The organism is Paenibacillus sp. A3, from assembly GCF_001399685.1.
Classification (GTDB): Bacteria; Bacillota; Bacilli; order Paenibacillales; family NBRC-103111; genus Paenibacillus_G.
Window position 1 is genome coordinate 37,772 of record NZ_JTHN01000239.1, and the last position, 11,009, is coordinate 48,780.

Below are 11,009 nucleotides of genomic sequence, written 5' to 3' on the forward strand. Positions count from 1 at the left end.
CGAATACTGTTATTGCGGGCATAACAGAACGGAATTCTTAACCTCAGGGAAACGGAATAGGAGGATACCTCGATGAAAAAGAAGCTGCTCATTGTTGACGATCAAAACGGCATCCGCATCCTGTTGATGGAGGTTTTCAGCAGCGAAGGCTACGAAACCTATCAGGCTTCCAACGGAAAACTCGCACTCGAGATTGTAAGAAACGTATCGCCCGATCTGGTTTTACTCGATATGAAGATACCGGGCATGGACGGTCTCGATATCCTCAAGCACATTAAAAGTATCGATGCGTCAATCAAAGTCATTATGATGACGGCATACGGCGAGCTGGACATGATCAAGGAAGCGACCGATCTCGGCGCGATCATGCACTTCACGAAGCCGTTCGACATCGACGAGCTGCGCCAAGCCGTCAACCAGCAGTTGCGAACTCCTAACAATAACTCTTACGCCGTAGGATCCTGATGAGGGTCCTCTTTTTTCTTGGGCGTTTCGCGGAGTTTATCGTCTTGGGCAGGGTGTGCGATAGATTATTAACGTTTGTCGCGATCTATGATATAATGGGCCAGTATGACAAAAGAGTACAGACAAGCACTCTGGCACGGTCATTAACGACATAGGAGGAGAGAACCACCATGCCACTCGTTTCGATGAACGAATTTTTGCCTAAAGCAAAAGCGAACAAGTACGCCGTAGGTCAGTTCAATATGAATAACTTGGAATTTGCCCAAGCTATTACGGAAGCGGCGGAAGAATTGAAATCCCCGTTTATTTTCGGCGTATCCGAAGGCGCGCTGAAGTATATGGGCATCGAATTTACGGTAGCAATCGCGGAAGCGGCCGCCAAGAAATCCGGTCTTCCGATCGCTCTGCATCTCGACCACGGCAGCAGCTTCGAAGTCGCGATGAAATGTATCCGCGCAGGCTTCAGCTCCGTCATGTTCGACGGCTCCCATTATTCCTTTGAAGAAAATATCCGTCTGACCAAAGAGGTCGTGAAAACCGCGCATGCGATGGGCGTATCCGTCGAAGGCGAGCTTGGAACGATCGGCGGCGTGGAAGACGACATTAGCGTAGATGAGTCCGATGCCAACCTGGCGAAGCCGGAAGAAGCGATCCGTTTCTACGAAGAGACAGGCGTCGACTGCCTGGCCATTGCCGTAGGTACGGCACACGGCATGTATGCCGGCGAACCGAACATCCGTTTCGATATTATCGAGAAGGTATCCAAAGCGATTCCGGTTCCGGTCGTATTGCACGGCGGCTCCGGCGTACCGGACGAAATGATCCGGAAGTCTATCGAAGCCGGCGTAGGCAAAATCAACGTGAACACCGAGAATCAAGTGGCTTGTACGCAAACGATCCGCGAAGTTCTTAACAAAGACGCGAAAGTGTACGATCCTCGCAAATACCTCACTCCTGCCCGCAAAGCCATGGTTGAAGTGGTTAAATCCAAAATCCAGCTGTTCGGAAGCGCCAACCAAGCTTAATCGACTACAGCGGGAAATACACCGGGATTCGGTGTATTTCCCTCTCTTCTTTTGTCAACGTAGGCACGGAACCCAACTTAGACGAGTTTGCACCTGACTGGTAATGCGTTAAAGCAGTGAAGTGGGAGGAAGAACAACGAATGGAGAAATTGATGATCGCCGGTGGGCGCCCGCTGCGGGGAACGGTTCAAATCAGCGGGGCCAAGAATAGCGCGATTGCGCTTATTCCGGCCGCCATTTTATCGGAAACGGCTGTTACGCTCGATAATTTGCCTGCGCTTAGTGACGTGGCGATTTATACCGAGCTGCTTCAGGAACTCGGCGCATCGGTAGAATGGAGCAAGGATCAGATGATGATCGATCCGAGCCGGCTGTTATCCCGGCCGATGCCGAACGGGAACGTGAAGAAGCTTAGAGCTTCCTACTATTTGATGGGAGCCTTGCTCGGGCGTTTCGGCGAGGCGACGATAGGTTTGCCTGGCGGCTGCAATTTCGAACCGCGGCCGATCGATCAGCATATCAAAGGTTTTGAGGCACTGGGGGCACGAATTACGAACGAAAACGGCGCCCTGCACATCCAAGCGAAGGAATTGCGCGGAGCCAAAATCTATCTGGACGTCGTCAGCGTAGGGGCGACGATTAACATCATGCTGGCGGCCTCGCGGGCCAAAGGCGTCACGACCATTGAAAATGCGGCAAAAGAGCCTGAAATTATAGATGTAGCTACACTTTTGAACTCCATGGGCGCGAAAATCAAAGGCGCAGGAACCGAAACGATCCGGATCGAGGGCGTCGATGCGCTGCACGGCTGCCGTCATTCGATCATTCCGGACCGCATTCAAGCAGGTACTTACATGATTGCCGCAGCGGCGACGCGCGGTGACGTCATTGTCGATAATGTCATCCCGAAGCATATGGAAGCTTTAACCGCCAAGTTGCAGGAAATGGGTGTACATATTTACGAAATGGACGAATCGATCCGCGTAGTCGGACAGCCGGAATACGAAAGCGTGGACGTGAAAGCGCTCGTATATCCCGGATTTGCGACCGACTTGCAGTCTCCGATGAGCAGTCTGCTTACACAGACGCGCGGAGTCAGCATTTTGAGCGACTACGTGTACAGCAACCGGTTCAAGCATATCCCGGAGCTGTTGCGTATGGGGGCCAAGATCAAAGTGGAAGGCCGTTCTGCCATCATCGAAGGCAGCCAGCTGAGCGCGGCCAAGGTCAAAGCGACCGATCTTCGCGCAGGCGCAGCGCTGGTTATTGCCGGACTGACGGTCGCCGAAGACGTTACGGAAATTACCGGCGTTGAATATATCGACAGAGGCTACGATCATCTGGTAACCAATCTATCGAATTTAGGAGCGGAAGTTTGGCGGCAGAATGACTAAGATTGGTATAGATTGCTCCGAAATTGGGTAAGGCTAGAGTATATTTTGCGCTGGCTTGAAAAATTAATAGTTTGGTGGTTGAAAATTTATGGATATGCATCTCGCTCAGCTTGAAGCGTTGAAGCTCACGGAGCTTTACAAGCTGGCTAAAAAACATCAAATCCCGTACTACGGCCAAATGAAGAAGAAGGAACTCATTTTTGCCATTCTACGCGCACAGGCCGAACAGAGCGGCTTGATGTTCATGGAGGGCGTGCTCGACGTCCTGCAGGAGGGCTTCGGGTTTTTGCGGCCGATCAACTATTTGCCGAGCTCGGAGGACATCTACATCTCCGCTTCGCAAATTCGCCGATTCGATCTGCGCTCCGGCGACGTCGTATCGGGCAAATGCCGACCTCCCAAGGAGAACGAACGTTACTTCGGGCTGCTGCACGTGGAAGCCGTCAACGGCGAAGACCCGGAAACGGCCTCGGAACGGCTGCACTTCGCTGCGCTCACTCCTCTTTATCCGCAAAGGAAACTGGTTCTGGAAACCTCTCCTACGAAACTGTCCACCCGCTTGATGGATCTTCTGGCTCCTGTAGGCTTTGGCCAACGCGGCTTGATCGTAGCCCCGCCGAAAGCGGGAAAAACGCTGCTGCTCAAGGAAATCGCCAACAGCATCTCGACCAATCACCCGGATGTCAAGCTGTTCGTTCTCTTGATCGACGAACGTCCGGAGGAGGTTACCGACATGCAGCGCTCCGTCAACGGGGAAGTGATCGCTTCCACCTTCGACGAGGTGCCGGAAAATCATATCAAGGTTGCGGAGCTTGTGCTGGAACGCGCACAGCGGCTTGTGGAGCATAAGAAGGACGTCGTTATTTTGCTGGACAGCATTACGCGTCTGGCGCGGGCTTACAACCTCGTCGTACCGCCGACAGGCCGGACGTTGTCCGGGGGGATCGATCCCGGGGCCTTCCATCGGCCGAAACGTTTCTTCGGTGCCGCGCGCAATATCGAAGAAGGCGGCAGCCTGACGATTCTTGCGACAGCCTTGATCGAAACCGGCTCGCGGATGGACGACGTCATCTATGAAGAATTTAAAGGAACCGGGAACCTGGAGCTGCATCTGGACCGCAAGCTGGCGGAACGCCGCATTTTCCCGGCTATCGATATCCGCCGTTCGGGTACGCGCCGCGAAGAAATGCTCCTGACGAAAGAAGAGCTCGACAAAGTATGGGCGATCCGCAAAGGAATGAACGATTCGCACGATTATATCGATGCGTTCCTCAAAAAATTCGCCGAGACGAAAACGAACCAAGAGTTTCTGGACACCCTCGATCCGAACGGCGGCAGCCCGCAATCGGGCGGAAGCGGCGGCACCTCCCGTCGGGTCAAGCACTCCGTCTCGTAGAAGGAGGACCTTATGAATCTGGTTTATGCGGACCGTGACGGCAACCTGTTCGACCATCCGGAATACACGGGCCTTGGCCGCAGCGGCGAACTGGTGACCGAAATGATGGAAGACGAGCTTATTCCATTGCCCGAAGGCGCCACTCTCGTCAGCTTGCCGGATACGCGGCCGATCGGCGTTCATAAGCGGACGGGCGAAATGCAGGTCGTGCCGGGGGACTTCACCGCGGTCGGAGCTTTGCTTCCGCAGAGTTTTACCCGCCTGCTGCTGCCGGGTTACGTGAAGGCCGACAAATCCAAAGTGCTGCCTTTGTTCGGCTATACGGCGGTCGTCTGGAAAGACGGCGGCTTCTACGTCGCAGCCGAGGCTTGCGACGATCCGGAGCGGTGGAACCCGCGCAACTGCGATCCCGACGAATTGGAGCTTGGAGTAAAGCGGATTCTCGGAGAGTACAGGGACAACCGGCTGTTTCAGCATTTGTCGAATTGCGCCCTCGGATATGAATGCCTGACGGCTTCCAATACGTTTTTGAACCGATGGGAAGGGGCTGTTCCGGTCTCGTTCTCCTGTAATGCAGGCTGTTTCGGCTGTATCTCCGAGCAGCCGGATGATAGCGGGTTTCCGGCGCCGCAGACCCGGATGAACTTCAAGCCCTCGACGGAAGAAGTCGTGCAGGTGATGCTGGAGCATTTGAAGACGCCCGAGAGCATCATCAGCTTCGGGCAAGGCTGCGAAGGCGAGCCGTCCACCCAAGCCAAGACGATCATCGAAGCGATCCGCGAAGTGCGCCGCCGTACCGATCTGGGCTACATCAACATCAACACGAACGCCGGCTTGACCGATCATATCCGCGGCATCGTGGACGCCGGTCTCGATCTGATGCGCGTCAGCACGATCAGCGCGCTGGACGACCATTACAACGCCTATTACAAACCGCGCGGCTATACGCTGCGCAATGTCGAGAAATCGCTGCGCTACGCCGCCGACAAAGGGATTGTCACGTCGATCAACTACCTTATTTTCCCCGGGGTCACCGACCGGGAGGAAGAGATCGAAGCGATGATCGAATTCGCCCGCCGGACCGATCTGAAGCTGATCCAGCTGCGCAACCTGAACATCGATCCGGAGAGCTATTTGAGCCTCATTCCTGCGGCCCGGGGCGAGCGGTACGGCATGAAGCAGATGCTGGACATTTTCCGGGAAGAGCTGCCGGATGTCGTGCTCGGTTCGTATACGCACATTCCGGACGAACTGGCGGAACGGCGCAAGAAACAGTTGCAGCGCGGCTAATGAACGTGATATAATCGCTCATGTGTGTTTAAATGATAACTCTGATTCACATGGTGTTTCAGGGCAAAAGAGGTGAAAGGGCAATGAAAACAGCGATTCATCCGACTTATCATCAAACGACGGTTACTTGCGCATGCGGTAACACGTTTGAAACGGGATCCATTAAGCAAAATCTTCGTGTAGAGATTTGCTCCGCTTGCCACCCGTTCTTTACCGGGAAGCAAAAATTTGTGGATGCCGGTGGTCGCGTCGATAAATTCAAAAAGAAATACGGCATGTAAGTTGTTGCCAGCAGCATAACGGCATAAGCGCGCCTCCTGTGGCTATCCTAAGATCATCCGATCTTAGAGCTGCAGGAGGTGTTTTCATTTGTTAAGATCGCTTGCCGTTCTGCTGAGCGCAGCTTTGGCGTTGTCCGGGCTTGCGGCATGTCAGCAGCAGAAGTTCACCAAAAATTCAGCGACGCATACCCGGGACGGCGCCCTCGGGATAACCGAGACGAACCCGAATATGCCGCTCAGCGCCAGCTACCGTACGTATCCCGACGATCTGCGCGTCATGCAGAATGCGATTAGCCAACGGTTTCCGAACGTCAGCATCACGAACATCAGCTTGAACGGGCCGACCGCTTACGTTCGCTTGAGTGCTCCAGCCCATACCCCGTCGGAGGAAATCGAACGGATCCGGCAGGGAGCTGCCGAAGCTTTAGCCGCCGCTGCGCCGAGATATAATGCTAACGTTACCGTTACTGCTAAATAACCCCTTGAGGTTGCTATTTGGACACGAATCGACTATACTTATGTATGCCGTGCTAGACGGGGAGGTAGCGGTGCCCTGTAACCCGCAATCCGCTGCAGCGGGGTCGAACGCCTATTCGCGGTATTGCGATGTAAGGTTTGGGTTTTAAAGTTGGTGTTGAGAGTCGGGTCCTCCGCAATGGATGCCTTTGAATCTGGTCAGGTCCGGAAGGAAGCAGCCATAAGCAGGAAGTTTCATGTGCCGGAGGGTGGCCTAACTTGAGCTGACGATAAAAATTCCACTTGGATCGTAATATCAAGGTAGGTGCGCGGTTTCCTAATATTAAAAAACAAGAACACCAAGATCATGAGCTGTAAAAGCTTGTCGAACTTGGTGTTTTTTTGTATTTGACAGAAGGAAAATGAAAAAATTAGGAGAATTGTATACTAAAGTTAACCAGACTAAGTAAACCATAATCAGACACCCATTGCGCTCGGCTATCCGCTGATTAATGGGGGGAGGAAGACGATGCGGCACGAACTGACCTTGCTTCAACGCTTTGCCGGCATATTCCTTAGGGACGTGAATCTGGGAGTGATGCTGATCAATACCGAATTTGAGCTGATCGATATCAGCGACATGGCCTGCCGCGTGCTGGGGTTAGAAAGAGAAAAGGTACTCCATCAATCGATGGATTCCATTTTTGCCGATCTGCCTGTCGAGCACTGGTTGGTGCAACGGAGTATATTGGACGGGATGGTCGTACGCAACCATGCCTTGTCTTGGACCAATAACCAGGAGCGATACGAGCTGCTGGTCGATTCCAGTGTGCTTCGGGATGAGGACGAGCGGATCGTCGGAGCTTATCTTATTTTCAAGGACGTCACCAATCTGCGTTCCCTGGAGGAACAGGTGCAGCGCAGCGATCGTCTGGCGATGATCGGTCAAATTGCCGCAGGCACGGCCCATGAAATCCGCAACCCGCTCACGTCGATCAAGGGCTTTTTGCAAGTACTGCGCAAAACCTTTCAAGAGCAGGGCATGGAACGCGAAGACGGATATACCGTGGTGATGCTGAAAGAAATCAATCGGATCAACGAGCTGGTCAACGAATTTTTGTTGCTCGGCAAGCCGAAGCACGTTACATACGATGAAGTGGACATCTCCGAAGTGCTGCGGGACATTTTGCCTATTATCAATAACGAAGCGATCCTGCACCGGGTCGTCGTTCAATATGAATCGCTCTACGGACTGCCGCATGTGGTCGCGGACCGTGAGATGCTGAAACAGGTGTTTCTCAATATCAGCAAAAATGGAATCGAAGCGATGGGCGAAGGAGGTATTTTGACGGTAAGCGAGAAAGTCGATTTGGAGGAACGCTTGGTCAATATCGAGATTCATGATACCGGTCCAGGTGTCCCCGCCTATGTGATCGATAAAATTTTCGATCCGTTCTTTACGACCAAAGCGGAAGGAACGGGACTGGGCCTGTCGGTCTGCCAGCGGATCATTCACGATATCGGAGGGCATATTCGGGTATCGTCCAAAGGGTACGGCACGACGTTTACCGTCAGCATTCCGTTTCCTTAAAAGCAGCGCGGCTTCAATCCTCCCTCCAAGTGTAGTATAATAGACGACAAACAATCATTGGAGAGGGCAAGATGGCACATATCGCCTTATATCGAACGTGGCGGCCGCAGTCGTTCCACGATATGGTCGGCCAAAAGCATATTGTCCAAACCTTACAAAACTCGCTTCGCGAAGGGCGGTTCAGCCACGCCTATTTGTTCAGCGGTCCCCGCGGGACAGGGAAAACGACCACGGCCAAAATATTGGCCAAAGCCGTCAACTGCTTGAACGGGCCGGGCGTCGAGCCTTGCAACGAATGCGATGCGTGCGTGCGCATTACCGAAGGCGCGGTCATGGACGTCGTCGAGATCGATGCCGCCTCCAACCGCGGCGTGGATGAAATCCGCGACATCCGGGATAAAGTCAAATATGCGCCGACCGAAGTGCGCCAGAAGGTGTATATCATCGACGAGGTGCATATGCTGACGACGGAGGCGTTCAACGCGCTGCTCAAGACGCTGGAGGAGCCTCCGCCCCATGTCATGTTTATTTTGGCTACGACGGAGCCTCACAAGCTGCCTGCGACAATTATTTCGCGTTGTCAGCGGTTTGATTTTCGCCGGGTGTCGCTTGAGGAGCAGGTCGAGCGGCTGCGTCAAGTGTGCGCCGACGAACAGATCGAGAGCGACGACGACGCGCTGGCGTTCATCGCGCGGTTATCCGATGGCGGTATGCGCGATGCGCTCAGCCTGCTCGATCAGATCATCGCATTTTCAGGCGAGCGGGTGACGTATGACGACGTATTGTCGATTACGGGCGGGATGGCTTCGGATCAGTTCGAGCGCCTGGTGATGGCGATACAAGATCGGGACGTAGGCGCCGCTTTGCGGTTAATCGATACGTTCATGCAGGAAGGCAAAAGCGCCGATAAGTGCATGGAGAGCCTGATCTATTATTTCCGAGACCTGCTGATGGTCAAAATGGTTCCCGGCTCGCAGGCGCTCACCGAGCGCATTCTTGACGTGAAACGGTTTGCCGAGGTGGCACAGCGATTTTCCGCCGATGCGTTGATTGCCATGATCGATACGTTGAACTATTATCAGACGGAGATGAAATATTCCGTTCAGCCGCAGACGCTGCTGGAAGTCGCGCTCATGAAGCTTTGCAGTCAGGCGGGCGCATCGTCCGCTCCGGCAGGCGGACCGAGCGCAGGCGGGGGGGCGGCCACGGAACGTCAGGACGGGGTAGTCGGACAACTGATGAACCGCATTCAGCGGTTGGAAGAGCAGCTGGCGCAGCTGCTGAAGCAGGGAGTCGCCCCCGCAGCCTCAGGTCCTGCATCCGGTGCAAGCTCGCGTCCGGCACCTGCGCCTGCCGTCACCAAGAAGATCGAGAAGCTGGACGCTTACCTGCAGGGCAGGGAGGATCCGGCTTTCCGGAACGTCGTTCAGCAGTGGAGCCAGGTGCTTGGCCGGGTGAAAGAGCTTAAAATCACCGTTCATGCGTGGCTCGTGGACGGGGAGCCCGTCTCCGTACATGACAGCAACGTGCTCGTAGCCTTCAAGAGCGCGATGCACCGGGAGACGACCGAGAAGCCGGCCAACAAGCAGCTGATCGAACAGGCGTTGGCCGAGGTTTACGGTCAGCCTTACCGTCTCGTGACCATGATGCTGAAGGATTGGAAGGCTGCCGCCGACCAAGCGAAGCCGGGCGACGGACCGAAGGAGGAGCTGCAGCTCGTTCCGGAGGACGAAGGAGCATCCGGCGGCGCGAAGGAAGAATGGATCAGCGAGGCCATTCAATTGTTTGGGGAAGATTTGGTTAAAATTAAAGAAGATTAAGCGACGAGGAGCGTGTCTTTCATGAACAACATGAATCAGATGATGAAGCAAGTGAAAAAAATGCAGGAGCAAATGCTCAAAGCTCAGGAGGATCTCGCGAACCGAACCGTCGAAGGAACGTCCGGTGGCGGCGTCGTCAGCGTAACGGTAAACGGACAAAAGAAAGTTACGGCCGTTGTTATCAAGCCGGAAGCGGTCGATCCGGACGATGTGGAAATGCTGCAGGATCTGGTGCTTAGCGCCATCAACGACGCAATGACCAAAGCCGAAGAAATGGCCGGCAAAGAAATGTCCAAATTAACCGGCGGTATGAATATCCCGGGATTGTTCTAATCGAAGCCGGATCAAGCCCCAGAACCTACTCTGGGGTTTTCAACTTTAATGCGTGAGGAGCCAATCGCTTGTTTTATCCGGAACCGCTAGCCAAACTGATCGATTCCTTCTCCCGTCTGCCGGGGATCGGACCCAAAACGGCGGGGCGTCTTGCTTTTCATGTGCTGCGCATGAAGGAAGACGATGTCATCGACTTTGCCAAAGCTCTGGTCAATGTCAAACGCAATCTTCACTATTGCTCGATATGCTGCAATATCACCGATACCGATCCCTGCCGCATCTGTCAGGATAAAAGCCGGGACGCTTCCGTCATTTGCGTCGTGCAGGAGCCCAAAGACCTGGTTGCCATGGAGCGGACCAAGGAATTTAACGGCTACTATCATGTTCTCCACGGGGCGATTTCCCCAATGGAAGGCATCGGGCCGGACGAGATCCGGATCGCCGATCTTCTGAAGCGGCTGAGCGACGAACAGGTGCAGGAGCTGATTCTGGCAACGAACCCGAATATTGAAGGCGAAGCAACTGCAATGTATTTATCCAGGCTCGTTCGCCCGTTCGGCCTCAAGGTGACTCGGATTGCGCACGGATTGCCTGTCGGAGGAGATCTCGAGTATGCGGACGAGGTGACTTTGACCAAGGCGTTGGAAGGCAGAAGAGAACTGTAATGAAATATTGATTTGATACCACAAGAAGCCGGCTTGCAGTCGTCCATTTGCGGTTACGCATAAGGCTGCTGTAAGCTCTCGAAGCATGATTTGCGCGGTTCGCCGCGTGGATGCCTTTGAGAAGGCTTCTTTTTGGTTCTAACCCGGCTAAGCTCCCTATAGATATTTAAGTAGCAGGACAAACCTGAGACTTGAATCGGGAGGTTGGACTGAATGAAGCTCTGGAAATGGGAAATAGGAAGCAAGAAAGACCGACTGCAGCGCGAAGCCGTTGAACAAGACCGTCTGCTGCT

11 protein-coding genes and 1 other RNA gene are annotated in these 11,009 nt (G+C 53.9%); all 12 read left to right on the top strand.

Going from position 1 to position 11,009, the window contains the following annotated elements; genetic code table 11:
• The first annotated feature begins 72 nt into the window (after positions 1-72).
• The 12 genes from QJ48_RS30370 (at position 73) to recR (ending at position 10,716) form a co-directional block, all read left to right on the top strand.
• Entirely contained in the window at positions 73-465 is a 393-nt protein-coding gene (locus tag QJ48_RS30370) for a response regulator (RefSeq protein ID WP_010500317.1), read from the top strand.
• A 170-nt stretch (positions 466-635) separates the two neighbouring features.
• Positions 636-1,490, top strand: coding sequence for a class II fructose-1,6-bisphosphate aldolase (fba, locus tag QJ48_RS30375; protein ID WP_054977095.1), 855 nt, complete (start codon positions 636-638; stop codon positions 1,488-1,490).
• Between the two features lie 140 nt (positions 1,491-1,630).
• Positions 1,631-2,884: a UDP-N-acetylglucosamine 1-carboxyvinyltransferase gene (locus QJ48_RS30380; protein ID WP_054977096.1), complete on the top strand. Its 1,254-nt coding sequence runs from the start codon at positions 1,631-1,633 to the stop codon at positions 2,882-2,884.
• An 88-nt stretch (positions 2,885-2,972) separates the two neighbouring features.
• Complete coding sequence (gene rho / locus QJ48_RS30385) at positions 2,973-4,280, top strand: transcription termination factor Rho (RefSeq protein ID WP_054977097.1); 1,308 nt, start codon at positions 2,973-2,975, stop codon at positions 4,278-4,280.
• Positions 4,281-4,292: 12 nt separating this feature from the next.
• A complete protein-coding gene (locus QJ48_RS30390) occupies positions 4,293-5,570 on the top strand; it encodes a radical SAM protein (RefSeq protein WP_054977098.1) in 1,278 nt (425 codons plus the stop codon).
• Between the two features lie 83 nt (positions 5,571-5,653).
• Positions 5,654-5,851, top strand: a complete 198-nt coding sequence (gene rpmE / locus QJ48_RS30395) for a 50S ribosomal protein L31 (RefSeq protein WP_010500323.1) — start codon at positions 5,654-5,656, stop codon at positions 5,849-5,851.
• 88 nt (positions 5,852-5,939) lie between these two features.
• Positions 5,940-6,329, top strand: coding sequence for a hypothetical protein (locus QJ48_RS30400; protein WP_054977099.1), 390 nt, complete (start codon positions 5,940-5,942; stop codon positions 6,327-6,329).
• A 47-nt stretch (positions 6,330-6,376) separates the two neighbouring features.
• Positions 6,377-6,640, top strand: an RNA gene (gene ffs / locus QJ48_RS35425) — signal recognition particle sRNA large type.
• 196 nt (positions 6,641-6,836) lie between these two features.
• A complete protein-coding gene (locus QJ48_RS30405; protein WP_054977100.1) occupies positions 6,837-7,898 on the top strand; it encodes an ATP-binding protein in 1,062 nt (353 codons plus the stop codon).
• A 71-nt stretch (positions 7,899-7,969) separates the two neighbouring features.
• Positions 7,970-9,718 (top strand): DNA polymerase III subunit gamma/tau, encoded by a 1,749-nt coding sequence (dnaX, locus tag QJ48_RS30410; protein ID WP_054977101.1) that lies wholly within the window; start codon positions 7,970-7,972, stop codon positions 9,716-9,718.
• 21 nt (positions 9,719-9,739) lie between these two features.
• The gene (locus tag QJ48_RS30415) at positions 9,740-10,051 is read left to right on the top strand and encodes a YbaB/EbfC family nucleoid-associated protein (RefSeq protein ID WP_025851926.1); all 312 of its coding nucleotides are present in this window, start codon (positions 9,740-9,742) and stop codon (positions 10,049-10,051) included.
• A gap of 68 nt (positions 10,052-10,119) precedes the next feature.
• Positions 10,120-10,716 (top strand): recombination mediator RecR, encoded by a 597-nt coding sequence (recR, locus tag QJ48_RS30420; RefSeq protein ID WP_054977102.1) that lies wholly within the window; start codon positions 10,120-10,122, stop codon positions 10,714-10,716.
• The last annotated feature ends 293 nt before the right edge of the window (positions 10,717-11,009 follow it).

Excerpts from the sequence above, each read along its gene's own strand:
- dnaX (WP_054977101.1), top strand. The coding sequence starts at position 7,970 with ATGGCACATATCGCCTTATATCGAACGTGGCGGCCGCAGTCGTTCCAC.
- rpmE (WP_010500323.1), top strand. The coding sequence starts at position 5,654 with ATGAAAACAGCGATTCATCCGACTTATCATCAAACGACGGTTACTTGC.
- rho (WP_054977097.1), top strand. The coding sequence starts at position 2,973 with ATGGATATGCATCTCGCTCAGCTTGAAGCGTTGAAGCTCACGGAGCTT.
- fba (WP_054977095.1), top strand. The coding sequence starts at position 636 with ATGCCACTCGTTTCGATGAACGAATTTTTGCCTAAAGCAAAAGCGAAC.
- QJ48_RS30390 (WP_054977098.1), top strand. The coding sequence starts at position 4,293 with ATGAATCTGGTTTATGCGGACCGTGACGGCAACCTGTTCGACCATCCG.
- QJ48_RS30415 (WP_025851926.1), top strand. The coding sequence starts at position 9,740 with ATGAACAACATGAATCAGATGATGAAGCAAGTGAAAAAAATGCAGGAG.
- QJ48_RS30405 (WP_054977100.1), top strand. The coding sequence starts at position 6,837 with ATGCGGCACGAACTGACCTTGCTTCAACGCTTTGCCGGCATATTCCTT.
- QJ48_RS30380 (WP_054977096.1), top strand. The coding sequence starts at position 1,631 with ATGGAGAAATTGATGATCGCCGGTGGGCGCCCGCTGCGGGGAACGGTT.
- QJ48_RS30370 (WP_010500317.1), top strand. The coding sequence starts at position 73 with ATGAAAAAGAAGCTGCTCATTGTTGACGATCAAAACGGCATCCGCATC.